Annotated in this window: 23 protein-coding genes and 1 tRNA gene; 12 read left to right on the top strand and 12 right to left on the bottom strand. The window is 62.9% G+C overall.

Features of this window, described 5'->3' with window-relative positions:
- Positions 1-23: 23 nt before the first annotated feature.
- Positions 24-497: a DMT family transporter gene (locus ACTV8E_RS19650; RefSeq protein WP_443200568.1), complete on the bottom strand. Its 474-nt coding sequence runs from the start codon at positions 495-497 to the stop codon at positions 24-26.
- Between the two features lie 189 nt (positions 498-686).
- Between ACTV8E_RS19650 and fdnG the strand changes: the two genes are divergently transcribed.
- The 7 genes from fdnG to ACTV8E_RS19615 all read left to right on the top strand — a co-directional run bounded on the left by fdnG (position 687) and on the right by ACTV8E_RS19615 (position 9,905).
- Positions 687-3,761: a formate dehydrogenase-N subunit alpha gene (gene fdnG / locus ACTV8E_RS19645; RefSeq protein ID WP_273536473.1), complete on the top strand. Its 3,075-nt coding sequence runs from the start codon at positions 687-689 to the stop codon at positions 3,759-3,761.
- A 1-nt stretch (position 3,762) separates the two neighbouring features.
- Positions 3,763-4,710 carry a formate dehydrogenase subunit beta gene (gene fdxH / locus ACTV8E_RS19640; protein ID WP_443200567.1) on the top strand — a complete coding sequence of 316 codons (948 nt, stop codon included), beginning with the start codon at positions 3,763-3,765 and terminating at the stop codon, positions 4,708-4,710.
- 56 nt (positions 4,711-4,766) lie between these two features.
- Positions 4,767-5,432: a formate dehydrogenase subunit gamma gene (locus ACTV8E_RS19635; protein ID WP_251834737.1), complete on the top strand. Its 666-nt coding sequence runs from the start codon at positions 4,767-4,769 to the stop codon at positions 5,430-5,432.
- 102 nt (positions 5,433-5,534) lie between these two features.
- Entirely contained in the window at positions 5,535-6,452 is a 918-nt protein-coding gene (fdhE, locus tag ACTV8E_RS19630; protein WP_443200566.1) for a formate dehydrogenase accessory protein FdhE, read from the top strand.
- Positions 6,449-7,855, top strand: coding sequence for an L-seryl-tRNA(Sec) selenium transferase (gene selA / locus ACTV8E_RS19625; RefSeq protein WP_443200565.1), 1,407 nt, complete (start codon positions 6,449-6,451; stop codon positions 7,853-7,855). The genes fdhE and selA overlap by 4 nt, the downstream gene beginning before the upstream one ends.
- The gene (gene selB / locus ACTV8E_RS19620) at positions 7,852-9,768 is read left to right on the top strand and encodes a selenocysteine-specific translation elongation factor (protein ID WP_443200564.1); all 1,917 of its coding nucleotides are present in this window, start codon (positions 7,852-7,854) and stop codon (positions 9,766-9,768) included. The genes selA and selB overlap by 4 nt, the downstream gene beginning before the upstream one ends.
- 41 nt (positions 9,769-9,809) lie before the next feature.
- A tRNA-Sec gene (locus ACTV8E_RS19615) sits at positions 9,810-9,905 on the top strand.
- Positions 9,906-9,930: 25 nt separating this feature from the next.
- Here the strand turns inward: ACTV8E_RS19615 and ACTV8E_RS19610 are convergent.
- From ACTV8E_RS19610 to ACTV8E_RS19580, 7 genes are all read right to left on the bottom strand, one after another.
- A complete protein-coding gene (locus ACTV8E_RS19610) occupies positions 9,931-10,395 on the bottom strand; it encodes a glycine cleavage system protein H (RefSeq protein WP_443200563.1) in 465 nt (154 codons plus the stop codon).
- Complete coding sequence (locus ACTV8E_RS19605; protein ID WP_251834742.1) at positions 10,392-10,763, bottom strand: DsrE family protein; 372 nt, start codon at positions 10,761-10,763, stop codon at positions 10,392-10,394. The genes ACTV8E_RS19610 and ACTV8E_RS19605 overlap by 4 nt, the downstream gene beginning before the upstream one ends.
- Before the next feature lie 10 nt (positions 10,764-10,773).
- Entirely contained in the window at positions 10,774-11,331 is a 558-nt protein-coding gene (locus ACTV8E_RS19600; RefSeq protein ID WP_251834743.1) for a DUF4136 domain-containing protein, read from the bottom strand.
- A 32-nt stretch (positions 11,332-11,363) separates the two neighbouring features.
- Positions 11,364-12,008 carry a DUF4136 domain-containing protein gene (locus ACTV8E_RS19595; protein ID WP_443200562.1) on the bottom strand — a complete coding sequence of 215 codons (645 nt, stop codon included), beginning with the start codon at positions 12,006-12,008 and terminating at the stop codon, positions 11,364-11,366.
- Between the two features lie 32 nt (positions 12,009-12,040).
- Positions 12,041-12,799, bottom strand: coding sequence for a methyltransferase domain-containing protein (locus ACTV8E_RS19590; RefSeq protein ID WP_443200561.1), 759 nt, complete (start codon positions 12,797-12,799; stop codon positions 12,041-12,043).
- Positions 12,796-13,101 (bottom strand): MazG-like family protein, encoded by a 306-nt coding sequence (locus ACTV8E_RS19585; RefSeq protein ID WP_443200560.1) that lies wholly within the window; start codon positions 13,099-13,101, stop codon positions 12,796-12,798. Before ACTV8E_RS19585 ends, ACTV8E_RS19590 begins: the two co-directional genes overlap by 4 nt.
- Before the next feature lie 81 nt (positions 13,102-13,182).
- Positions 13,183-14,034, bottom strand: a complete 852-nt coding sequence (locus ACTV8E_RS19580; protein WP_443200559.1) for a MaoC family dehydratase — start codon at positions 14,032-14,034, stop codon at positions 13,183-13,185.
- 192 nt (positions 14,035-14,226) lie between these two features.
- Here ACTV8E_RS19580 and ACTV8E_RS19575 point away from each other — a divergent pair, with 192 nt between their 5' ends.
- Positions 14,227-15,252, top strand: a complete 1,026-nt coding sequence (locus ACTV8E_RS19575) for an AraC family transcriptional regulator (protein ID WP_443200594.1) — start codon at positions 14,227-14,229, stop codon at positions 15,250-15,252.
- A gap of 102 nt (positions 15,253-15,354) precedes the next feature.
- Here ACTV8E_RS19575 and ACTV8E_RS19570 read toward each other — a convergent pair whose 3' ends face one another.
- Complete coding sequence (locus ACTV8E_RS19570) at positions 15,355-16,704, bottom strand: 3-oxoacyl-ACP reductase (protein ID WP_443200558.1); 1,350 nt, start codon at positions 16,702-16,704, stop codon at positions 15,355-15,357.
- A gap of 162 nt (positions 16,705-16,866) precedes the next feature.
- Between ACTV8E_RS19570 and ACTV8E_RS19565 the strand changes: the two genes are divergently transcribed.
- From ACTV8E_RS19565 to bfr, 3 genes are all read left to right on the top strand, one after another.
- Positions 16,867-18,147, top strand: coding sequence for an acetyl-CoA C-acetyltransferase (locus tag ACTV8E_RS19565; protein WP_443200557.1), 1,281 nt, complete (start codon positions 16,867-16,869; stop codon positions 18,145-18,147).
- Positions 18,148-18,766: 619 nt separating this feature from the next.
- The gene (locus ACTV8E_RS19560) at positions 18,767-19,654 is read left to right on the top strand and encodes a PA4780 family RIO1-like protein kinase (protein WP_251834750.1); all 888 of its coding nucleotides are present in this window, start codon (positions 18,767-18,769) and stop codon (positions 19,652-19,654) included.
- A gap of 112 nt (positions 19,655-19,766) precedes the next feature.
- Positions 19,767-20,231 (top strand): bacterioferritin, encoded by a 465-nt coding sequence (gene bfr, locus ACTV8E_RS19555; RefSeq protein WP_443200556.1) that lies wholly within the window; start codon positions 19,767-19,769, stop codon positions 20,229-20,231.
- A gap of 256 nt (positions 20,232-20,487) precedes the next feature.
- On the opposite strand, the gene cueR is transcribed toward bfr, so the two are convergent.
- From cueR to ACTV8E_RS19540, 3 genes are read right to left on the bottom strand one after another with little or no spacing between them, the layout of a single operon-like run.
- Positions 20,488-20,895, bottom strand: a complete 408-nt coding sequence (gene cueR / locus ACTV8E_RS19550) for a Cu(I)-responsive transcriptional regulator (protein WP_273536496.1) — start codon at positions 20,893-20,895, stop codon at positions 20,488-20,490.
- Positions 20,896-20,899: 4 nt separating this feature from the next.
- Entirely contained in the window at positions 20,900-23,278 is a 2,379-nt protein-coding gene (locus tag ACTV8E_RS19545) for a heavy metal translocating P-type ATPase (RefSeq protein WP_443200555.1), read from the bottom strand.
- 53 nt (positions 23,279-23,331) lie between these two features.
- Complete coding sequence (locus tag ACTV8E_RS19540) at positions 23,332-23,958, bottom strand: TetR family transcriptional regulator (protein WP_251834754.1); 627 nt, start codon at positions 23,956-23,958, stop codon at positions 23,332-23,334.
- A 157-nt stretch (positions 23,959-24,115) separates the two neighbouring features.
- On the opposite strand from ACTV8E_RS19540, the gene ACTV8E_RS19535 reads away from it, so the two are divergent.
- Positions 24,116-25,306, top strand: coding sequence for a Bcr/CflA family multidrug efflux MFS transporter (locus ACTV8E_RS19535; protein WP_443200554.1), 1,191 nt, complete (start codon positions 24,116-24,118; stop codon positions 25,304-25,306).
- Positions 25,307-25,586: the final 280 nt, after the last annotated feature.

Below are 25,586 nucleotides of genomic sequence, written 5' to 3'. Positions count from 1 at the left end.
AGCACCACCTCGCTACACAAGGCTCAGCCGCGCTGAATCAACCAGATGCCCGCGGCGATCAGCGCCAGGCCGCCAAGCTTGCCGGCGCTCACTGGCGCCTCGCGATAGCCGACCCAGCCGAAGTGATCAAGCAGCAGCGCCATGCCCAGTTGGCCGGCGAGGATCAGCACCATCATCACCAGCCCGCCAATGCGGGGCGCGGCGAAGGCGGCAACGGCGATGAACACGGCGCCGAATAGTCCACCCAGCCAGTGATACCCGCTCAGTTCGCGTAAAGCGGTGAGGCCGGGCATGCCCCGTTGCATGAGCACGATGCAGAGCAAGGCCAGGGTGCCGACGCTAAAAGACAGCAGGGCTGCGGTCATCACGCTGGATAACTGCCTGGCCACCTGGCCATTGATTCCGGCCTGCAAGGGCATCAACGAACCCGCAATAAAAGGCAGGGCGAGTAACCACCAGGGATGCATGGCGAACTCCAGACAACGAGGGGCGGGCATTATGCCGCAGACGGGGAAAGGAAACGGTCCGCATGTTAAGAGCAGCGGGGGCAAACATTGCCAATTTCACCCCGTTGACTAGGGTTAGAAGCAGTGGCACAGCGTGACGTCAGTCGCACGCATGCCACAGAGGCCGTCGCGCCGCTCAAGGCCAAAACGGTCTGCCTAGCCTGAATCAGGAGAACTTCGATGGACATGAACCGTCGGCAATTCTTCAAGGTCTGCGGAGTGGGCCTTGGGGCGTCGAGCATGGCGGCGTTGGGCATGGCGCCTCCGCCGGCCTTCGCCGAGTCGATCCGCCATTTCAAACTGACCAATACCCGCGAGACACGCAACACCTGCCCCTACTGTTCGGTCGGCTGTGGCCTGATCCTCTACAGCCAGGGCAGTGGCGGCAAGAACGTCGTGCAGGAAATCATTCACATCGAGGGCGACTCCGACCATCCGGTCAACCGTGGCACGCTCTGCCCGAAAGGCGCGGGTCTGCTGGATTTCGTCCACAGCCCCCATCGCCTCAAGTATCCCGAAGTGCGTGAAGCTGGCAGCAACGAGTGGAAACGCATCGAATGGGACGAGGCGCTGGACCGCATCGCCCGGTTGATGAAAGACGACCGCGATGCCAACTTCATCGAGAAGAACGACCAGGGCATGACGGTGAACCGCTGGTTGAGTACGGGTTTTCTCGCCGCGTCGGCTGCTTCCAGCGAAGCGGGTTACATGACCCACAAGGTGGTCCGTTCCCTCGGCATGCTGGCGTTCGACAACCAAGCACGTGTCTGACACGGCCCGACGGTGGCAGGTCTTGCCCCGACGTTTGGCCGAGGAGCCATGACCAATCACTGGACCGACATCAAGAATGCCGACCTGGTGATGATTATTGGTGGCAACGCTGCTGAAGCCCACCCCTGTGGTTTCAAATGGGTCACCGAAGCCAAGGCCCACAACCAGGCCCGGCTGATCGTGGTCGATCCACGCTTTACCCGTTCCGCCGCGGTCGCTGACATGTACGCGCCGATCCGTACCGGGACCGACATTGCCTTCCTCGGCGGGCTGATCAATTACCTGTTGGAGAATGACAAGGTTCAGCACGAGTACGTGCGCAACTACACCGACTTGCCGTTCATCGTGAAGGAGGAGTACAGCTTCGCTAACGGCCTGTTTAATGGCTACGACGCCGAAGCGCGCGCCTATCCGGACAAGGGCAGCTGGTTCTATGAAACCGGCGAGGACGGCTACGCGCTGGTCGATCCGACGCTCAGCCATCCACGCTGTGTATACAACCTGCTCAAGCAGCATTACAGCCGCTACACGGCGGATATGGCCAGCAGCATCTGTGGCACACCCAAGGACCGGCTGCTCCAAGTTTGGGAAGCTGTAGCCGAAACCTCGGCGCCAGGCAAGGTGATGACCATCATGTACGCCCTGGGCTGGACCCAGCATTCGGTGGGCTCACAGATGATTCGCTGCGGCGCCATGGTGCAATTGCTGCTCGGCAATATCGGCATGCCCGGGGGTGGCATGAACGCCCTGCGCGGACATTCCAACATCCAGGGTCTGACCGATCTGGGTCTGCTGTCGAACCTGTTGCCCGGCTACCTGACCTTGCCGCTCGACTCGGAACAGGACTACGCCGCCTACATCGAGAAACGGGCCAGCAAGCCGTTGCGCCCCGGGCAGCTGTCCTACTGGCAGAACTATGAGAAGTTCCACGTCAGCCTGATGAAGGCCTGGTACGGGGCCAACGCCACGGCAGAAAATAACTGGGGTTATGACTGGTTGCCCAAGCTGGATATTCCCGGCTACGACGTGCTTCAGGTGTTCGACATGATGTACCAGGGCAAGGTCAACGGCTATTTCTGTCAGGGCTTCAACCCCATCGGTTCCTTCCCCAACAAGGCCAAGGTCAGCGCCGCGCTGGCGCGGCTGAAATTCCTGGTGATCATGGACCCGCTGCACACCGAAACCGCCGAGTTCTGGCGCAATGCCGGTGAGCACAACGACGTCGATACCGCCAGCATCCAGACCACGGTGTTCCGCTTGCCCACCTCCTGCTTTGCTGAGGAAGACGGCTCGTTGGTCAACAGTGGTCGCTGGTTGCAGTGGCACTGGAAGAGCGCCGAGCCGCCCGGCCAGGCACGAACCGATGTGGCGATCATGGGTGGCCTGTTCCATCGGCTACGCGAGCTGTATCGCGCGGAAGGTGGTGCTTATGCCGAGCCGCTGCTGAACCTTGAATGGGCCTATAAGCAGCCGGAAGAGCCGACCCCGGAAGAAATTGCCCGGGAGTACAGCGGCCGTGCGCTAAGCGACCTTGTCGACCCGGCCAGCGGCGCGGTGTTGGCCAAGGCGGGGGAACAATTGGCTGGTTTCGGTCAGTTGCGCGCCGATGGCTCGACTTCCAGCGGTTGCTGGATTTATTGCGGCGCCTGGACTCAACAAGGCAACCAGATGGCGCGCCGTGACAACGCCGACCCGTTCGGCATGGGGCAAACCCTGGCCTGGGCATGGGCCTGGCCGGCCAACCGGCGGATTCTATACAACCGTGCCTCCGCCGATCCCGCGGGTCAGCCGTGGAACCCGGTGAAGAAACGTCTGGTGTGGTGGGACGGTGGAAGGTGGACCGGTACCGACGTGCCCGACTTCGTAGTCGACTCGCCGCCGGAGGCGGGCATGAACCCGTTCATCATGAACCCCGAAGGCGTGGCGCGCTTCTTCGCCCTGGGCATGATGACCGAGGGGCCATTCCCTGAGCATTATGAACCGTTCGAAACACCCATCGGGCGCAACCCGCTGCATCCGGACAACCCGCAGGCCACCAGCAACCCAGCAGCGCGGGTGTTCAAGAACGATATGGAATTGTTCGGCACCGCAGAGGAATTCCCCTATGCGGCAACGACTTACCGACTGACCGAGCATTTCCACTTCTGGACCAAGCACTGTCGCCTGAATGCGATCACTCAGCCCGAGCAGTTTGTCGAAATCGGCGAAGCTTTGGCCAACGAGCTGGGCATCGCCGCCGGCGAACGGGTCAAGGTGTCGTCCAACCGAGGCTTCATCAAGGCGGTTGCGGTAGTGACCAAGCGTCTCAGGCCCATGACCGTGGACGGACGCACGGTGCACCACGTCGGCATTCCGCTGCACTGGGGATTCTCGGGGCTGGCCAGAAACGGCTACATGACCAACACCCTGACCCCATTTGTGGGCGACGGCAATACGCAGACGCCGGAATTCAAATCGTTCCTGGTCAACGTGGAGAAGGCATGACATGGCTACCCAAGACGTAATTGCCCGCTCCGCCACCACCACGCAAATGCCGTCGATTCGTGAGATTGGCGAGGTGGCCAAACTGATCGATGTTTCCAAGTGCATCGGTTGCAAGGCCTGCCAGGTCGCTTGTTCGGAATGGAACGACATACGCGACGAAGTCGGCACCAACCATGGAACCTACGACAACCCGATCGACCTGACGGCGGATTCCTGGACGGTGATGAAATTTGCCGAATACGAAAACCCCAATAGCGGCGACCTCGAGTGGCTGATCCGCAAGGACGGCTGCATGCATTGTGCCGACCCCGGTTGCCTGAAGGCGTGTCCGAGCCCTGGGGCAATCGTCAAGTACGCCAACGGCATCGTCGATTTCAATCAGGACAACTGCATCGGCTGTGGCTACTGCATTACCGGCTGCCCGTTCGATGTGCCGCGCATTTCGGCCAAGGACAACAAGGCCTACAAATGCACGCTGTGTTCTGATCGGGTCTCCGTCGGCCTGGAGCCGGCCTGTGTGAAGACCTGCCCGACCGGCGCCATTGTGTTCGGCAGCAAGGCGGACATGAAGGAGCACGCCGCCGGGCGCATCGCCGATCTCAAGTCGCGGGGTTTCGACCAGGCCGGTCTGTACGATCCGGAGGGCGTTGGCGGCACCCACGTCATGTATGTGCTGCATCACAACGACCAGCCGATGCTGTACAGCAACCTGCCCAACGAGCCGACGATCAGTCCGCTGGTGAGTTTGTGGAAGGGCGTGACCAAGCCGCTGGCGCTGCTGGCCATGGGTGCGGCAGTGCTCGGTGGGTTCTTCCACTATGTGGGGGTCGGCCCGAACCGTGTGAAAGAGGACGAACACGATCACGACAATGGACCCGGCGGCGAAACGGTGGTGCACCAGGTCGATCCAAGCGTGCATGTGGTTGACCCGCGCGATCCGAAAGCCTGACGCGCACCGGCGTGCCCGCCCGGCACGCCGGTGTTCGATTGCCCCTGGAGGCAACCATGAAAGAAGAAATCCTGCGTTACACGCGGTTGGACCGGACCAACCACTGGCTGGTGGCGATTCTGTTTCTCTGCGCGGGCCTGTCCGGTCTGGCCTTGTTCCACCCTTGGCTGTTCGGTCTGTCGGGGCTGTTCGGGGGCGGCACCTGGACGCGCATTTTGCATCCGATTTTCGGTGTGGTGATGTTCATCCTGTTCCTGTTTATGGCGGTGCGCTTCGCCGGCCATAACCTGCTCGACCGCAATGATCGGCAATGGCTGAAACAGATCAACGATGTTGTCGCCAACCGCGAGGAGCGTCTGCCGGAAGTGGGGCGCTACAATGCCGGACAGAAAGTCTTGTTCTGGGTTTTGCTGCTGTGCCTGCTGGTCCTGCTGGTAACGGGCATCCTCATGTGGCAGGAGTTCTTCGGGGACTATTTCCCGGTAACGGCGGCGCGCTGGGCCAGCTTGCTCCATGCCTTCGCCGCCTTCGTGCTGATCCTCAGCATCATCGTCCATGTGTATTCCGGAATCTGGGTCAAAGGGTCCATGTACGGCATGTTCCACGGCTGGGTCAGCCGTGCCTGGGCGCGCAAGCATCATCTGGCCTGGTACCGGCAGGTCAATGGCGAGTCTGAGAGCGATCTGGAACGCACACCGCCCCGCCGACAGCCTTATCGTTAAAGGCGGCATAGTTCACAAGGGGGAAGACAAAAACGCCCGTATCGCACGATACGGGCGAAGCCAACTACGCTTGCTCTGAACACTCTATAAAAGGAGCAGGGCGTGGCAGGCAACATTCTTGAGCCCGGGCAGATTGAAGCCGCGGCAAACAAACCACCCTTCATCCAGTTACCGCCACGCGACCTGTTTGCGCGGCGTGCGGCGCGCCTGGAGCAGATCGCCGCAGAGCACCCCCTGGCCGATTATCTGCACCTGCTGGCGGCGGTATGCCGGGCTCAGCAGCAGGTGCTCGACCTGCCACCCACTCTGGAACCGCTGGATGAGCACCGCAGCCGTGAATGCATCAACCATGGCATGCCGCCGCTGGCGGCAGACACGTTAGTGCGCGAAGGTCATTGGTTGCCGATGCTCGATGCATGGCTTGCGACGTTCGATGCGCCAGTCACGCCCTCGGTGGCGTTAGCGCTGGAGCAACTGCGCAGCGTTGATGCCGGCCAACGCAAGGTGTGGGCCTTATCCTTGCTGACGGGGCAGTTCTCGAGCCTGCCGGCGGCACTGGTGCCGTTCCTCGGTGCTGCCCTGCAACTTGCCTGGAGTCATTGGCTACTGGGGCTGGGCTTGTCCGACCTGCGCGAACGCGAGGATCAGGGCCAGTGTCCCTGCTGCGGCGCACTGCCGATGGCTGGCGTGATCCGCCATCGTGGCGCGATGAATGGCCTGCGCTACCTGGTGTGCTCACTGTGCGCCTGCGAATGGCATTACACCCGACTGAAATGCAGTCACTGCCGCAGCACGCGGGAAATCGATTACCTGCACCTGGAAAATTCTCCCCAGGGGGTCAAGGCCGAAGCCTGCCCGGAGTGCCGTACGTACCTCAAGCTGCTCTACCTGGACTTGCAACCGGACGGTGAAAGTCTTTCCGCTGACCTGGCCACCCTTGACCTCGATCTGCTGCTGAGTGAACAGGATTTCCAGCGCCGTGCACCTAATCTGCTGCTGGCGCCGGGGGGTGATACATGACCAGCGCGCGGCTGCCCTCGGTGGACAGTCTGTTGCGCACGCCGGCCTGTCAGCCGCTGCAGCAGCGTTACGGGCGCGAGGCGCTGCTCGCTACCTTGCGCGACTTGCTTGATGAGCTGCGCACGCCTACTCGCAACGGCCAACTGACAGCGCAGGAACTCAGTGAAGCAGTCCTCGCCGGGCGCGCCGGCGAGCGGCTGGCCAACCAGCAGCGCAGCCGGATACGCCGCGTCTTCAACCTGACCGGCACGGTGTTGCATACCAACCTGGGCCGCGCGCTGCTGCCGGAAGAGGCGGTCGAAGCGGTCTGCTTGGCGGCGCGTTACCCGCTCAATCTGGAGTTCGATTTGGCCACGGGTAAACGTGGGGACCGTGACGACCTGATCGAGGGGTTGATTCGCGAGCTGACCGGTGCCGAGGCGGTCACCGTGGTCAACAACAATGCGGCTGCCGTGCTGCTGGCGCTCAACAGCCTGGGCGCGCGCAAGGAAGGCATTATTTCGCGTGGCGAGCTGATCGAGATCGGTGGCGCTTTTCGCATCCCCGACATCATGGCCCGCGCCGGGGTGAAATTGCATGAGGTGGGCACCACCAACCGCACCCATGCCCACGACTACGCAAACGCGATCGGCCCCCGTAGCGGACTGCTGATGCGAGTGCACACCAGCAATTACAGCGTGCAGGGCTTTACCGCCAGCGTGCCCACCGCCGCACTGGCGGCCATTGCTCATGAGCATGGTCTACCACTACTGGAGGACCTGGGCAGCGGCAGCCTGGTCGATTTGAGCTGCTGGGGGTTGCCTAAGGAGCCGACCGTGCAGGAGGCGCTGCGTGATGGTGCCGATATCGTCACCTTCAGTGGCGACAAACTGCTGGGTGGGCCTCAGGCCGGATTGATCGTCGGGCGCAAAGAGCTGATTCAGAGAATCAAGAAGAACCCGCTCAAGCGTGCCCTGCGTGTCGACAAGCTGACTCTCGCGGCCCTGGAAGCGGTGCTCAACCTGTACCGCGACCCGGATCGCCTGGCCGAGCGTCTGTCCAGTCTGCGTCTGCTGACGCGTCCGCAGGCTGAGATCCGCCACCAGGCCCAGCGTCTGGCGCCGCAACTGGCAGCGGTGATGGATGAATGCTGGAGCGTCACGGCCAGCGATGCGCTGGGCATGATCGGCAGCGGCGCACAACCGGTGGCGCGCCTGGCCAGTGCGGCCCTGTGCCTGCGTCCGCAACAGCCCAGACGCCTGCGCGGACGGAGCCTGCGCCAGCTGGAAACGGCGCTGCGTGAGCTGCCCATTCCGGTGCTCGGTCGGATCGACGATGACGCTCTGTGGCTCGACCTACGCCAGCTCGATGATGAGGCCGCGTTTACCGAGCAATTACCGCAACTGCGCGAGGCGCTGGGATGATTGTCGGCACCGCCGGCCATATCGATCACGGCAAGACCGCACTGCTCAAGGCGTTGACCGGCCAGGCGGGTGACCGCCGCCGCGAAGAGCGCGAACGCGGCATTACTATCGATCTCGGCTATCAGTACGCCGACTTGGGTGAAGGCAACCTGACCGGCTTTATCGATGTGCCGGGGCACGAGCGGTTCGTGCACAACATGCTGGCTGGCGCCAGCGGCATTGACCTGGTACTGCTGGTGGTGGCCGCCGATGACGGTGTGATGCCGCAGACCCGCGAGCACCTGGCCATCGTCGAGCTGCTGGGTATTCGCCGCGCTCTGGTGGCGTTGACCAAGATCGACCGTGTGGAGGGAGCGCGTCTCGCCGAGGTCAGCCAGCAGATTGTCGAACTGCTGGCCGATGGGCCATTGGCCGGAGCGCCGATCTTTCCGGTGTCCAGCATCACCCGCGCAGGTATCGAAGATCTGCGCGGCGCGTTAGTGAGCGCTGCCGCTGAGTGTCGAGCACGCAGTCGCGATGGGTATTTCCGTCTGGCCATCGACCGTGTCTTCAGCGTTACCGGTTCCGGTGTGGTGGTGACAGGCACGGCCTTTGCCGGACAGGTGCAGGTTGGTGACGAGCTGGTGCTCAGTCCCGCCGGCCAGCGCGTGCGGGTACGTGGTCTGCATGCGCAGAATCGCGAGGCGCGGGCGGCATTTGCCGGACAGCGGGTAGCCGTCAATCTGGCTGGCGAACGTCTGAGTGTCGACAGCTTCCAGCGCGGCGACTGGCTGCTGGCGCCGCCGTTGCACGCGCCAACCACACGCATCGATATCGACCTGCAGTTGTTGCCAAGCGAAGCCCGTGAGCTTCGCCATTGGACGCCTGTGCACGTACACCTCGCGGCCCAGGATGTCACCGGTCGTGTTGCCTTGCTGGAAAGTGAGTGCCTGGCTCCAGGTGAACGCATGCTGGCCCAGTTGCTTATTAACGCTCCCGTGCATGCCGTGCATGGCGACCGTCTGGTGCTGCGTGACCAGTCGGCGCAGCGCACGCTGGGCGGCGGACAGGTTCTCGATCCCTTTGCCCCAGCGCGTTATCGGCGCAGTGCGGCGCGACTGCAGCAAATGCGCGCCTTACGTGAGGGTGGTCTGGAGCAGGCACTGCCGGAATTGCTTGCCCAAGCCGTTAATGGTCTCGATCCACAGGTGTTGGCACGCCAGTTCAACCGCCCCCAGGCGAGCTGGCAGTTGCCTGAGCAGGTACTCAACATCACCACCCGGCTCGGTCCGCGCGTGTTCAGCCGCGAACAATGGCAGGCCCTGGGTGAAAGCCTGACTGCTGCCCTGCAACGTTTTCACGAGCAGCAGCCGGATGAGCTCGGCCCCGACCGCGATCGCCTGCGCCGCTACGCGTTGCCACAGTTGGAACGCCCGGTATTTATCGCCTTGCTGGAACAGCAAATGGCTGCGGGTCATATCTTGGCCAGCGGGCCCTGGCTGCACCGTCCCGAACATCAGGTGCGCTTGAGCGAGGCGGAAGAGCGCTTGAAAACGCGCATCTGGCCAGCGTTGGTCGCGGGCGGTTTCAACCCGCCTTGGGTGCGCGATCTGGCACGGGTAACGGCAGTAGACGAAGCGGTGATGCGCCACCTGCTGCGCAAACTGGCGCGCCTGGGGCTGGTGCAGCAGGTGGTCAAGGATCTGTTCTACCCGGAAACTACGCTGCGCCAGCTGGCTGGGCATGTGCTGGCCCTGCATCAGCAAACTGGAGAGATTCGTGCGGCGGCATTTCGTGACCGCGTTGGCTTGGGGCGCAAACGCAGCATTCAATTGCTGGAACACTTCGACCGCATCGGCTTTACTCGGCGCTTCGGCAACGAACGCAAGGTGCGCAGCGACAGCGCATTGGCGCAGGACACGGAAAGCACCTAGGGTTGAGGGCTGGCGCGTTCGAGGCCGAATTCGCGACTATTGGAAGGCAATCGCAGCCGGTGCTGCGGCCGGGCTTCAAACCCGGTTGGGGGCGGCAGCCGCTCCCGGGTAGGTTCGACTCCTACTGCCTTCCGCCATTTCCTGTTGATCTTCTTGTCAGATCTACTTCCACTTCAACGCCTGCACATGGCGGTCCTCCGGGTCGAAATTATCCAGGCGCATCTGTTCGGCCAGGGCCGTCAGCGCCGATTCGCCCTGGGGGAATTCATGGCGCACGGCCAGCCAATCGTCTGGGTGCAGGCGGATCATCCAGCCTTCGCCATAGCAGTCGCGGTTGATCAAGCCCGGGCGTTCCAGCAATTGCGTATTGACCGCCCGCAGCTTGCCGGCCAGCGGGCTGCGGGCGGAAGTGGCGGCTTTGGCGAACTCCACCACGCCGAAGCTGCGCTCGCGTTCGATGCGCGCGCCGATGCGTTTGGGGGTAAAGGCGAATATTTCGCCATACAGGGCGCAGCCGTAGGCATTCAGGCCCAGCGTGACTGTGCCATCGGTTTCCTCGCGCAGCCACAGGCCATGGGCGGGGGCATAGAACAGCGCATCGGGAAACTCCAGTCCATGCAGATTCATAGCGTGAGCACCCGTTCGGCTTCCAGGATCAGTTGCGCCAGTTCGCCGCCGCTGGAAATTTCGTCGAGTTCGGCGATCAGTGCGGACTCATCCAGGGGTACGCCGGGCTGGCGGCACATCAACAGCCGTGCTCCGGCGTCCTTGGCTTGACGGATGAAATGCAGCAGCGGCTCGCCGTCCTCGGTTGCCCGCAGTGTGTTGGCAATATTCTGTTGCGCCAGGCGCACGGCTTCACCGGTTAGAAACAACGTCACTTGCGCGTCCATGCAGGCCAGCAGCGTGGCGATATGAAACGGTGCGGCGCAACGCGCCGGCGTACTGGGGCCACTGGCTACCAGGATGAGCACTTGTTGCGATTGGGCTTCCATGCGTATTACCTCAATAGGGCGGGTACTGACTGAGGACCTTGGTCACCGTTTCGTAGATGTCCAGACGGCGCTCGGTTGGGGTTCGCGAACGGCTCGGCAATACCTGCTCGGCACTGCCGCGCCATACCAGCTTGCCGTCACGGCCGTCGAACAGGTCGATTTGCAGGGTGCCAACACGGTAGTTGTACGAGCTGGTCTCGGCGTAACCCGGCGCGCCCCAGAAACCCCACGGGTTGCCCCAGTAACCGCCACCGCCGTAGACAGTGGTCACTTGGTCCTGGCGCTGCTCAACCAGCATCCAGACCTGCACCTTGAGGTCCGGGTTGCTTTGGGCCGGGCGCAGGCCGCGTTGGTCGAGCTCCTCAGCTACGGCTTCTCGTACGCGCTGGGTGGTCAGGTCGCTGTGCAAGCGCGGGTCGGCCGGGACGTATTGCACGGCCGGCTCCTGCCAGCTCCAGCTGCGGTAGGCGGCGAAATCGCGGCTAGCGTCAAAATCCCGTTCCAGACGGGTCGTCTGGCAGGCTGCGAGCACCAGCAGCAGCGGTAACAGCAAGAGTCGGTACGGCATGATGGCTTCTCCGAAACGAGAGAGGTGCCTGATCAGTATGGCGGATAACCTGCCAGTGCCTGGCGTACGGCATCGTGCAGGCTGTCGCTGCGCGTGTGGCGATCACTGCCGCGTACCGCTTCGGCGCTGCCGCTCCAGACGGGCTGGCCGTCGCGTCCATCGTGCAATTGAATATCCACCACCAGAACTTCGGTTTCGAAGGTGCGCACCAGCGGTACGCTCATGGCCAGGCCATAGCCAGAATGGTGAGGCGAGTGATAACCGTAGGGGTACAGCCCTGGATGGTAACCATAACCATAACCATAACCGCCATAGCCGTAGTCGTCATAGCGTCGTTGCAGACGGCGCTCGACTCGCAGGTCGGCGCTGACCAGTAGATCGGCGGTCCGGTTGTCCCGTGCCGGACGCAGGCCGACCTGATCAAGCCCTGCGGCAATCGCTGACTGGACTTGCTCCGGGCTGGCCTCTGTCGTGCCCGCCGGAAGTAGGCCTGGCTGCCAGGCCCAGGAGCGGTAACGGCCATAATCGCGGGGCGCGGCGGGGTAGGCGCTGACATCGACGCCGGTGGCGGCCAGATTCGGCGCCGGAGGCAGCGGAGCCGAGCTGGCCGTGTAGGGATTGTTCCCCTGGCAAGCGGCCAGCACGAAGCTGAGGGTGAGAAGGGCGGGGCGGATCATGTGACGCTCCTGCCAGAGGGTATTTACGCTTGTTAGTGGGGCCGACATATCCAGTGTAGATAGCGACCCAGGCCGGCGAAGGCCGGGTGGCGACGATAGGCCAGTTCCATTTCGACCAGCGCGGCCCCCTCGGCCTTGGTCTGGAATTCCATCGGCATGTAGTCGTGAAACACCCGCACGCCACTGGTGTGTTCAACTGTCCAGGTAGCGGCGAGTTGCGCCGCCAGTTCGCGAGGATCAAGCGGGCGTTGCGGCGTCAGGCTTTGTTTTTCCCCAGCAAACTCTTGTTTGCGCAGTTTGCGAAAGTGTCCCTTGAGCAGGTTGCGGTAGATCAAGGCGTCCTGGTTGTAGAAGGCCAGGGACAGCCAGCCGTGGGTGGCCGTCAGGCGGTGCAGCACCGGCAGGATGGCAGCCGGTTCGGCCAGCCATTCCAGCACGGCGTGGCAGAGCACCAGGTCATAGGGCTCATGCAACTGCTCGGCCAGTTCCTGCCAAGGCGACTGGATGAAGGTGGCTGTTTGTCCGGCCTCGGCGAAGCGCTGGCGCGCACCCTCAAGCATCGGTGCGGCAGGCTCGGCGAGCGTTACGATGTGGCCTTGTTGAGCCAGCCACAGCGACATGTGGCCCAGGCCGGCGCCGATATCCAGCACGCGTAGCGGGCGTTGCGGGCGTTGCGGCAGAATTTCGCTGAGGTCCGCCTGCAGCACGGCCAGGCGGATTGCGCCCTTGGCGCCACCGTAGATTTTTTCGGCGAAACGCACCGCTAGCTCATCGAAATGCCGGTCGTTCATCGTGCGTAGCGCCGTTCGGTGTCGGCCAGCTTGGCGCTGACCACGGCGTTCATGTCCAGTCCAAGCTCGGCACACAGCAGCAACAGGTAAAGCACGACGTCGCCGATTTCCTGGCCGGCGTGTTCCAGTTGGTCGGCCGGCAATTGGCGGGACTGCGCTTCGCTCAGCCACTGGAAAATTTCCACCAGCTCGGCCATCTCCACGCTGGCGGCCATGGTCAGGTTTTTCGGGCTGTGGAACTGCCGCCAGTCGTTGGCATCGCGAATAGCGTGCAGGCGTTGGGTGAGGGCTTCGAGGTTCATGGTGGCTCCGCAGGGCTGAACCTGCGGATTATCCCGGATCTCGGCGCGCCGGGGCGAACTCATTGTCAGTCAGTCTGCGGTCTATGACTTCCACAGACTCCATTGGCCGGCCATATGCGGCAGGTCCTGGGTGCTACGCAAGCTGAACTGGCCATGGTCGGCCGGCGGGCTGGCCAGCAGGCGCACGTCGCTGGGCAGCAGGACCGGCTTCTGAAAGCGCGCTTCTACGTCATAACCGGCCCTGGGCAAGCGATCACCAAGGGCAGCCAGGGCGCGACCCTTGTTCCACAGGCCGTGGGCGATGGCACGGGGAAAACCGAACAGCTTGGCGCTGATGGCGCTCATGTGGATCGGGTTGTAATCGCCGGCGACCCGCGCGTACTGGCGGCCAATATTCGCTGGCGCGCGCCAGCGGGCGATTTCTTCCAGCGGAAACGATGCGTGTTCGGTGCGTTCCACGGCCGGGCCGTCGATGTGCAGGCCGCGATAAAGCATGCGGCTGTCGCCTTCCCAGAGCAGGCCGAGCTGGTCTTCGAGGCGGGTGATCAGGCCGAAGGTGGTGCCTTTGTCATGGGGGGCGAGGGCGTCCAACGTTACGCTCACCCGGTAGGGTCCGAGGCCGCCGAGCGGGCGCAGCACCTTGATGCGATTTTCCAGATGCACCAGGCCCAGCAGCGGAAAGGGGAAGTCATCGGCCGTGAGCAGTTTCATTTGCAAGGCGAAAGCGAGGATATGCGGATAGGTGGAGGGCAGCAGTCCATCGTCCGCGAAGCCGCACAACTGCCGATAGCGCGCCAGGTTATGCGGGTCGACCATCAGCGTACAGCTCAGCCCCCGCAAGGGCAGCGTCGCGCCTCGGGTGCCACGGCGCAGCACGGCACGGGCGAACAGGCTGGGCAAGGCTGGCAGATGGGGCAGATCTTGGATCAGCATCGGTTATCTCCCTTGTTCCGATTACCTACAGATTTATCGTCCCGGCGCCGGGGTACATTGGCCGCGCGACGAGAGGCCATGACAAAGCAGCCAATCGCTCTGCCTGCCTCAATGCCTGGCGTTCTTGAGTATCGCCCCTAAAGCTGACTAAGATGACTGCGCCACGCTCAACAAGAAAAACTAAAAATAATGATGCAAGATCTGACCGACGATGTGGCGCTGATGCGCCCGGTAATCGAGGCGTTGCGCGCCAGTGGCGTTGATCCCGAACGGGTTCTGACGCGAGTCGGCCTGCCGCAAGGCGCGTTACCGGCGAGCCGTTTCCCCCATACGGCGCAACTGCAATTCTGGCAGGCCTGCGCCGAGGCTTGCGAAGAGCAGGATGTCGGCCTGCACCTGGCCGGGTATTTACCCGCCTTCCATGGCTTGCTGCTTGAATACCTGTTCCTGTCCAGCGCCACCTTCGGTGAAGGCCTGCGCCATGCCTTGCGCTATACGCGACTGTTATCCGACCTGCTAGCCGGCAGCCTGGAGCTCGACGGCGAGCGCGCCACATTGGTGCTGGGCATGGATGCTGGGGCCGTGCGGCATTTTCCGGAAATGCTCATGGGCGCGGCGATTCGTCTGTTCAGTGCGCTCACCGACGGTGAATTCACCCCTCTTGAAGTCCAGTTGATGCATGCCGAAGGCGCGACGCCCGAGCGCTACCACGATGTCTACGGCTGTCCGGTGCGCCTGAATGCGCCACGCTATGCCTTGGTGTTCAGCGCCGGCGTTCTGGAAAAACCCTCGCGCCATGCGGCGCCGGAGCTGTTGCGCATGCATGAGTCGCTGGCGCGTCGGCAATTGCATGAAGTGGAGCGCCTCGATCTGGTACGCCAGGTGCGTGAGCTGATCGCCGTGTTGCTAGTGGACGGTGGCGCCACCCTGGAGCAGGTCGCCTTGCGCCTGAGCATGCCTTCGCGGCGACTGCGTGAACGCCTGGCCATGGCGGGGGTGCGTTTCAATGACCTGGTCACTGACTACCGCTGCCGCCTGGCCAAGGAACTACTGCTCAATACCGACGAACGCATCGAGGTGATCGTCGAGCGCACCGGATTCTCCGAGCCGAGCACTTTCTATCGTGCCTTCAAGCGCTGGATCGGCGAGACGCCGGTGGAGTTTCGTCGCAAGGGTCGGCAAAACAGGGCCAAGGCGCCCACGGTCAGTGTCGACTGACACGGTACAAGGCTTCGCTCACCTGCTTTCCCGAGCGGGCGGCAACAGGGCGAATTCAATGCTAAGAATCGCCTTGCAATTGCAGGCCGCTGATTGCAACAGTCACGCCCCCAGCAGACTTTGCCCGCACACCCGCAAGACTTGGCCACTGACCCCACCACTGCTCGGCTGGGCGAACCAGGCCACGGCTTCGGCGACGTCCTGAGGCAGACCGCCCTGGCTCATGGAGTTCATGCGCCGACCGGCTTCGCGGATGGTGAACGGAATGGCAGCGGTCATCTGCGTTTCGATAAAGCCCGGCGCCACGGCGTTGAGGGTAATGCCGCGCTCGCCCAGAACCGGCGCCCACGCCTGGGCCAAACCGATCAGCCCGGCTTTGCTCACCGCATAGTTGGTCTGCCCCAGGTTACCGGCGATGCCGCTGATCGAGGCGATCAGCACCACGCGGCCGTCATTGCGCAGCGTGCCGGCGTCGAGCAGCGCCTGGGTGAGGCGCTGCGGGGCCAGCAAGTTGACGTCGATTACCGAATTCCACAGCGCCTCGCTCATCTTCGCCAAGGTCTTGTCACGGGTAATGCCGGCGTTGTGCACGACGATATCCACGCCGCCGGACAGCGCCTGCACCAACTGTTGCGGGGCATCCTCGGCGCAGATGTCCAGGGCCAGGCTATGCCCGCCCAGGCGCGCGGCCACGGCTTCAAGTGCGGTAGTGGCAGCGGGTACGTCGAGCAGGGTCACTTCGGCGCCGTCGCGTGCGAGGGTTTCGGCAATGGCGGCACCGATGCCCCGTGACGCCCCCGTGACCAGAGCTTTCTTGCCGGCCAGTGGACGTGTCCAGTCCTTGACCTCGGCAGCGGTTCGGCTGAGGCGCAGCACCTGGCCCGATACATAGGCGCTCTTGGGCGATAGGAAAAAGCGCAGCGCGCCTTCCAGTTGCGCTTCGGCGCCTTCACCGACATACAGCAACTGCACGGTGCCGCCACGGCGCACTTCCTTGCCTAGCGAGCGGGTAAATCCTTCCAGGCTGCGCTGGATGCTGGCGGCGAACGGATCGCTGAGCGATTCGGGCGCGCGACCGAGCACGACAATGTGCGGGCAGCTGTCTAGGTGGCCGAGGGCAGGCTGGAAGAAATTGCGCAGCGCGATCAGTTGCTCGGGACGCTGCAGGTCGCTGGCATCGAATACCAGGGCCTTGAGTTTGGACGTCAGCGCGGCATTCCAGGCTGGCAGAGCCACGCCTTCGCCACTGGCATACAGTTCATTGCCCAGACGCTGCAGCGCCGGCAATGCCTGGGCCAGCAGCGGTCCGCCGCCGACCAGCAAGGCGCCGTCTACAGGGCGTGACTGCCCGCTTATCCAGCGTTGCAGGCGCAGCGGCGCGGGCAGGCCGACGCGGCGCACCACCTGGCGGCCGAGCGAGGAGTTGGCAAAGTCGATATAGCGGTCAGACATGATGGTCTCCCTGAGGACGAATGGCGAAACACTCTACGCGCTGAGCGGCACCTTGCATTGACCGGTATTAACGTGGAAACGGCGAGGCGGCCAATGCCAGGGATGTAGCGCAGGCTAGCCTGTAGCCAATGTTCATTGCACGTTTATCGCACAGGAGTCTGTATGGCCCAGCTTCGCCGGGTCGCCATCGTCGGCGGCAACCGTATTCCGTTCGCTCGTTCCAATACCGCCTACGCCACCACCAGCAATCAGGACATGCTCACCGCGGCCCTGGAAGGCCTGATCGAGCGGTTCAACCTGCACGGCGAGCGCCTTGGTGAAGTGGTGGCCGGTGCGGTGCTCAAGCATTCACGGGACTTCAACCTGACACGAGAATGCGTACTCGGTTCGCGCCTCTCGGCGCAAACCCCAGCCTATGACCTGCAGCAGGCCTGTGGCACCGGCCTGGAAGCAGCGCTGCTGGTGGCCAACAAGATCGCCCTCGGGCAGATCGAGAGTGGCATCGCGGGCGGCGTGGATACCACATCCGACGCGCCAATCGGCGTCAACGAAGGCTTGCGCAAGATTCTGCTGGCGGCCAACCGGGCCAAATCCACCGGCGACAAGATCAGGGCCCTGCTCAAGGTGCGTCCTGGTCATCTGGCCCCGAGCATTCCCCGCAATGGCGAACCGCGTACCGGGCTGTCCATGGGTGAGCATTGCGAGCGTATGGCCCAGCAGTGGCAGATTCCTCGCGATGAACAGGATCAGTTGGCTTACGAGAGCCATCAAAAACTGGCCGCAGCCTATGCCGAGGGCTGGCAGAGCGATCTACTCAGTCCGTTCCTCAGCCTCAGTCGCGATCAGAACCTGCGCCCCGATATCGACCTCAACAAGCTCGCCACCCTAAAACCGGTGTTCGAGCGTAGTGCCCGGGGCACGCTGACGGCCGCCAACTCGACCCCGTTGACCGACGGTGCGTCTGTGGTGCTGTTGGCCAGCGAGAACTGGGCGAGGGCGCGTGGTTTGCCGATTCTGGCGTATTTCAAGGATGGCGAAGCGGCGGCGGTGGATTTCGTGCATGGCCAGGAAGGACTGTTGATGGCGCCGGTGTATGCCGTGCCCCGCTTGCTGGAGCGCAACGGCCTTACTCTGCAGGACTTCGATTACTACGAAATCCATGAAGCCTTTGCCGCCCAGGTGCTGTGCACGCTCAAGGCCTGGGAGGATGCGGACTACTGTAAAGCGCGCCTGGGGCTGGACGCGCCGCTGGGCGCCATTGATCGGAGCAAGCTCAACGTCAAGGGCAGCTCACTGGCGGCTGGGCACCCCTTTGCCGCTACGGGCGGTCGTATTGTTGCCAACCTGGCCAAGCTGCTCAGCGTGGCGGGTGAGGGCAAGCGCGGGCTGATCTCCATCTGCGCGGCGGGTGGGCAGGGCGTGGTGGCCATTCTGGAGCGTTGAACAAAAACTGAACGCTGCGCGCCAAGCCACGGATTGTGTGGTTTGGCTGCGCTTACCCACAGCCTTTGGACAGGGTGTTGCCCAGCGTCTGTGGCTAAGTTTCCAGAACCGGTCAAGAATTGTTCGACGGCGGCAAGGCCAGCGACTGCCACGCTCGGGGAGTGGTCTGAACAGCTTTTCCACAGGGTCATCCCCGGTTACTGTGGGCAAGCGCTCCGCTGTATAAATCTGCACATTCGCTGTCGGCCTGATAGCCCGGGCTGCTCAAATACTGAGCGTACGGCGTCAGAGCGCGTCAATGCTGGCGTCCAGGCAGGGTTGAACAGATTGTCCACAGCCTCGTGCACATTATCTGTGCACGATCCATTTGCCACTGACTGAAAAATGAACGCCACTTCCTAAGGCTTGTCAGGCCTGGCCTGGAACTCTCGCTCTACAGGTTATGCACAGGTTCATCCACCCATTCTGGGGGTAAGCGCAGCGCCTTGATAACGCTCTCGGTGAGCCTGTCTTGTAAACAGAGCGATGAATGCCATGCGCATGCATGGCGGCCAACGTTGCTTTGCCGTACTCTGCGTGCCGCCGATTGACTGCCTGGCAAGGAAGTGCAGAAACGCCGATGAAAACCCCAAAACGATTGCTCCCTCTGCAAGAGGATGGCCTGATCGACGAGGTAGTACGCCCGCTGATGAGCGGCAAAGAAGCCGCCGTGTATGTGGTGCGCTGTGGCTCCGAGTTGCGCTGTGCCAAGGTGTACAAGGAGGCTAACCAGCGTAGCTTCCGCCAGGCCGCCGAATACCAGGAAGGCCGCAAGGTACGCAGCAGCCGAGCGATGCGCGCGATGGCCAAGGGCTCTAAATACGGTCGCAAGGAGCAGGAGGAATCCTGGCAAAACGCTGAAGTGGCCGCGTTGTTCAGGCTGGCCGGCGCCGGCGTGCGCGTTCCGAAACCCTATGACTTCCTAGACGGCGTGCTGTTGATGGAACTGGTGTCCGACGGCGCCGGCGATGCCGCGCCGCGGCTCAACGACGTCGATCTGTTGCCCGAAGACGCTCGCGAATTCCATGCCTTCATGATCGGCGAGATCGTCAAGATGCTCTGCGAAGGCCTGGTGCACGGCGACCTGTCGGAGTTCAACGTGCTGCTCGATCCCTACGGTCCGGTGATCATCGATCTGCCCCAAGCCGTGGACGCCGCCGGCAACAATCATGCCTTCGCCATGCTCGAGCGTGACGTGCGCAACATGGCTGAATACTTTGGTCAGTTCGCGCCCGAGCTGCGCTACACCAAGTACGCCAAGGAAATGTGGGCACTCTACGAGGTCGGCGAGCTGACGCCGGACACGGTGCTCACCGGCGAGTTCGAAGAGCCGGAAGAAGAGGCTGATGTCGAGTCGGTCATGCGCGAGATCAAGGCGACTCTGGCCGAGCAGGCGCGCCGTGAGGCGATGCTCAATGCCGAGGATGCACCGCGCGATATGGAACCGCCGCCGCCCTGGATGCAATAAACATCCGTCACGGGTGCGGCGAATCGCCTGAATCAGCGGGAAAACTTGACCGCCGCTGTCGTGGCGCCGAAGCTTGTCGCTTGTTAGTTCGTATCGGTTCGAGGAGTTTGAGATGCAGGGGCACGCACAGGTCGTCGACTATCTGAAAAGCCTGCTAAAGGGCGAATTGGCGGCCCGGGATCAGTATTTCCTGCATTCCCGGATGTACGACGATTTCGGCTACAGCAAGCTTTACGAGCGCATCAATCATGAAATGGAAGAGGAAACCCAGCACGCCGACGCGTTGCTGAAACGTATCCTGTTCCTGGAAAGCACGCCGGACATGGTCCCCGATGCGATCAATCCTGGCGCGACGGTGGAAGAAATGCTGCGCAGCGATCTCGCTTTGGAATACAAGGTGCGTGCGGCGCTGGCCAAAGGCATCGAGCTGTGCGAACAGCACGGCGACTATGTCAGCCGCGACATGCTCAAGGCCCAGCTCAAGGACACGGAAGAAGACCACGCGTACTGGCTGGAGCAGCAGCTCGGCTTGATCGGACGTATCGGCCTGCAGAACTACCTGCAGGCGCAGCTCTGACGGCGATGGGTTACGCTGCATTTTTCGCGGGGTGGATCGCGCTATTCTGATCCCCACCCTGCGGGGTCATGGTGGATGTAAAAAACGACATCCACCCTACCTGCTTATGCAGGAGCGAGCTTGCTCGCGATCACCCGAAGTTAGAAGCTTCGCCAGTACGCTGGCTCCAAGGGCAAGCATTAACCCGTGGAAGACGCTTTCTCGTCCACCATGAGCCTGCACCGAACCATGCCATCCCACGCGAACTATGCTGCCGTCAATGCCCGCTGCAGCAACCTCCGGTTTCCAGGCTCTTGAGAATCGGACAATCCGGTCGATCGTCGCCTTGGCAATGCTCAACCAGCTCTTGCAGGGTGTCGCGCAGGCTGGTCAATTCCTCGATCTTGCGGTTCAGCTCGGCGACATGGGCACTGGCCAGCGCCTTGACGTCGGCGCTGGCGCGCTGGCGGTCCTGCCAGAGGGTCAGCAGCTTGCCGACTTCCTCCAGAGAAAAACCCAGGTCACGGGCGCGCTTGATAAAGGCCAGGCGGTGCAGGTCAGTGGCGTTGTAGCGGCGGTAACCATTGTCGCCACGCCCGGCCGGCATCAACAGGCCGATGGATTCGTAGTAACGGATCATCTTGGCGGAAAGACCGCTCTGTTTGGCTGCCTGACCGATGTTCATGGGTCTACTCCTTCGGTTTCCAGGTTTTCAGCAGCAGCGCGTTGCTCACCACGCTGACGCTGGACAGCGCCATGGCCGCGCCAGCAACCACTGGACTGAGGAAGCCCAGCGCAGCCAGCGGAATGCCGATCAGGTTGTAGATGAACGCCCAGAACAGGTTCTGGCGGATCTTCGCATAGGTGCGCCGGCTGATTTCCAGCGCGGCGGGCACCAAGCGTGGATCACCGCGCATCAGAGTAATGCCAGCGGCGTGCATCGCCACGTCGGTACCGCCGCCCATGGCGATGCCGACATCCGCGGCGGCCAGTGCGGGCGCATCGTTGATGCCGTCGCCAACCATCGCCACGACCCCACCATCCTCTTTTAGCCGGCCCACTTCGGCGGCCTTGTCGGCCGGCAGCACTTCGGCATGCACATCGTCGATGCCCAGGCGCTGGGCTACGGCGTTGGCGCTGCCGCGATTGTCGCCGCTGATCAGATGAGTGCGGATGCCGCGCTCATGCAAGGCGGCGACAGCTTCGGCTGCGCCGTCCTTGAGCGTGTCGCCAAAGGCGAACAGGCCGATCACGCGAGCGCTCGGTGCGGTTTCGATCAGCCAGGACAGGGTGCGCCCTTCGGCTTCCCAGTCGGCTGCACGCTGCGCTAAATCCCCTGGCTGCAGGCCGCTTTCCACCAGTAGACGATGATTGCCCAGGGCCAATTGACGGCCCTCCAATGCGCCGGCAATGCCGCGGCCGCTGAGGGCCTGGCTGTTTTGGACCTCGGGTACCACCAATTGGCGTTCGGCGCAGTCATCCAGCACGGCGCGGGCCAGCGGGTGTTCACTGCCGCGTTGCAGAGCGCCGGCCAGGCGCAACAGCGAGGCTTCATCGCCATCGACAGCATGCAGATGGACGATGCGCGGTTTGCCGGAGGTCAGGGTGCCGGTCTTGTCGAAGGCCACTGAGGTAACGGCGTGGGCGACTTCCAGGGCTTCGGCGTCCTTGATCAGAATGCCGTGGCGCGCCGCCACGCCGGTGCCGGCCATGATCGCGGCAGGCGTGGCCAGGCCCAGGGCGCAAGGGCAGGCAATGACCAGCACGGCCACGGCGTTGATCAGCGCGGTTTCCAGCGCAGCGCCGGCCAGCAGCCAGCCGCCAAGGGTGAACAGGGCGATGACCAGCACCGCCGGGACGAACACTTCACTGACCCGGTCGACCAGTTTCTGAATGGGCGCCTTGGCCGCCTGGGCGTCTTCCACCAGGCGGATAATGCGCGCCAGCACGCTTTCCCCGCCCAGGGCGGTGGTACGCACGATCAGCCGGCCTTCGCCGTTGATGGCCCCACCGGTCACCGGGCTGCCGGGCTGCTTGGCCACGGGCAGGCTTTCGCCGGAAATCAGCGCCTCGTCGGCCTGGCTTTCGCCGTCAATTACTTCGCCATCCACCGGGAAGCGTTCGCCGGGCTTGACCACCACGATGTCACCCAGGCGCAGAGCCGCAATGGCGACATTTTCCTCGCGGCCCTCCACCAGGCGCAGGGCGCGTTCCGGACGCAGGGCCTCGAGCGCACGAATCGCCGCGCTGGTCTGGCGCTTGGCGCGGCTTTCCAGGTATTTGCCCAGCAGCACCAGGGCGATAACCACCGCCGAGGCTTCGAAGTACAGGTGGGGCATCTGTCCGGCCGGGGTCGCCCACCATTGATAGAGGCTCAGGCCGTAGCCGGCGCTGGTGCCCAGGGCAACCAGCAGATCCATGTTGCCGGTACCGGCGCGCACCGCCTTGTAGGCCGCCTTGTAGAAGCGTGCGCCGAGGATGAATTGCACTGGGGTGGCGAGCAGGAACTGCGCCCAGGCCGGCAGCATCCAGTGCTGGCCGAACAGGTCGCCGAACATGGGGATCACCAGCGGGGCGGCCAGGACCAGGGCGGCGATTACTGTCCAGCGCTCGCGGCGCAAGCGCTGTTCGGCAGTGTGTGTGGCCGGCTGGCGCTCGCCGATGAGGTTGGCCCAGTAGCCGGCCTTGTTCACCGCCTGAATCAGCGCAGCGGGATCGGGCTGACCAAGCAATTCGACGTGGGCACGCTCGCTGGCCAGGTTGACGCTGGCACGGCGCACACCGGGTGCCTTGAGCAGGGCGCGTTCGACGCGGCCGACACAGCTGGAGCAGGTCATGCCTTCGATGGCCAGCTCGACATGTTGGCTGGGTACGCTGTAGCCGGCGCGGTCCACGGCATCGATCAACTGATCGAGAGCCACACCTTCAGCCTCGACATGGGCGCGCTCGCTGGCCAAATTGACCTGGACGTGTTGCACGCCGGGGACTTTTTCCAAGGCGCGTTCGACGCGGCCGACGCAGCTGGCACAGGTCATGCCGTTGATGGGGAAATCGACAGTGGCCGACATAAGGTGTCCTCCTGAAAGGTCACCCTATGCTCAAGCTTGACCTCGTGGCAAGGTCAAGCTTTAGGCAGTGGGTCGCGAATCAGCCCGCGAAACAGCGCCTCGAACATGGGGGCGGCATCGCGCTCGGGGTCGAACAAGTGGGGGGCGCGCAGCCAATCGCTGATCAGCCCGATCAGCATGCCATGTACGGCGCGCGAGGCTTGGAAGGCACTGATACCTGGGTGCAATTGCCCGCGGGTTTGGCAGTCAGTCAGCAGGCGTTCGCAAATGTCGATGAACTGCTGGATGAACAGGTTGTTGCGATCTTCCGCTTCGCGCAGCTCTTCGGTGAATTCGCAGCGATGCATGAGAATGGTCAGCAGGCGGCGTTTTTGCTCGCTTTGGGTCAGCAACTTCAGCCCGGCAATGCACAGGTTGCACAGTGACTGCAGGGAGAGTTCCGGATCGGAGCTGAGCTTTTCCGCCAATTGCTCAGGCGGCAAACGCACCTGGTTGAGCATGTCGTTAAACAGGTGCGCCTTGTTTTCAAAGTGCCAATACACCGCGCCCCGCGTCACTCCCGCGGCGCGGGCAATGTGCTCCAGGCTGGTATGAGCAACCCCTTTCTCCATAAACAGCACTTCAGCTGCGGCAAGAATGGAGGTGCGGGTTTTTTCGGCATCTTCTTTGGTGCGGCGCATAGATATATTTGGAGAAAACCTGGCCAGGGGATGTCATAGAGCAAGCATTGTCGACCCCCTATTTACAAACGTCAATGTATGTAAGAAAGTCGCCAGCCCGCTTGTTCTCTTTTTTGACAGCGCTTCGCTGCCGGTTCGCTCGGAGATCCGCCCCCACATGCCTTTACGCTTGCTCTTGGTGCTCGGCGCGTTGTCCGCGTTCGGGCCGCTGGCCATTGATTTTTATTTGCCGAGTTTCCCCGCGCTGGCCCGTGATTTTGCGACGGATGTCGAGCATGTCCAGCAGTCACTAGCCGTGTACTTCATCGGCCTGGCTCTGGGGCAATTGATCTACGGACCATTGGCCGACCGCTTTGGCCGCCGCGGGCCGCTGTTGTTCGGCGTCAGCCTGTTTACCCTGGCGTCTGCGGCCTGCGCCCTGGCGCCTAGCCTGGAATGGCTGATTGCTGCGCGCTTTGTGCAGGCGCTCGGTGGGTGCGCGGGAATGGTGGTCTCACGCGCGGTGGTGCGTGACCTGTGCGAGCCGGTGGATGCCGCCAAAGTATTTTCCCAGCTGATGTTGGTCATGGGCCTGGCCCCGATTCTCGCCCCCATGCTCGGTGGGCTGTTGCTCGAGTTGTTCAGCTGGCGGTCGATTTTCATCAGCCTCACCCTGTTCAGTATCCTAGCGGGGCTGGGGATTGCCCTGTGGTTGCCGGAAACCCTTCCGACCCAACTGCCCCGCGCGCCCCTGGGCGGTACCTTGAAGCGCTACGTAGGGTTGTTCGGGGATCATGAATTCCTCGCCTTCGGGCTCTCCGGGGGCCTGGCCATGGCCGGCATGTTCGCCTATATCGCCGGTTCGCCCTTTGTATTCATCGAGTTGTACGGCATTCCGGCCGAGCACTATGGCTGGCTGTTCGGCACCAACGCGGCGGGTTTTATCATCGCTGCCCAGATCAATGCCTGGCTGATGCGTTTTCGCGGACCGGGGTTCTGGTTGCGCCGCTTGAGCGGGCTGTATCTGCTGTGCGCCTTGTCACTGCTCGCGCTGGCCAATTTGGACGCGGTGCCGCTGTGGCTGCTGATGATTCCGTTGTTTCTCAGCATGGCCTGCCTCGGGTGTATTGCGCCGAATGCGGCGGCCTGCGCCATGGCTCGTCAGGGGCACCAGGCGGGCAGCGCTTCGGCCCTGATGGGCAGTCTGCAATTTGCAGTAGCGGGACTGGCCTCGGCCCTGGTTGGCGTGTTGCACGACGGCAGCGTGCTGCCCATGGCAATGGTGATTGCCGGCTGCGCCTCGCTGGCGGCGCTGCTGGCCTGGTACAGCGGCCAGTTGGAGCGGCAGGCGCTGAGCACGCTGCCCTAGCGGCCGGGCGGTTGCGCCACTTGTTGCCTGGCCGTTCGGGGTAACCCGAGCGGTCTAGGGCGGGCTGCCTCGGTGGGCTGTCATTTAGGGTGATGCGCAAGCGATTGCCTGCAGTGCGCAGCTTCTTGCGAGAGAACGGGCCTGAATGTTTTGAGAGGTGCTGGGTGATTGGCATATCTCGCTGATATTTAAGGCAAATTTAAATCTGGCACTGAATTCGCCTGGCTCCGGGTTCCGAATCGACACAGCGATTCATCACCACCCGCAAGGAGCACCCCAT

It is taken from the genome of Pseudomonas sp. B392_1p (genome assembly GCF_052245235.1).
Lineage (GTDB): Bacteria > Pseudomonadota > Gammaproteobacteria > Pseudomonadales > Pseudomonadaceae > Serpens > Serpens gallinarum.
The sequence above is the reverse complement of the archived record's forward strand: the minus strand, read 5'-3'. Positions and strand labels throughout refer to the sequence as shown.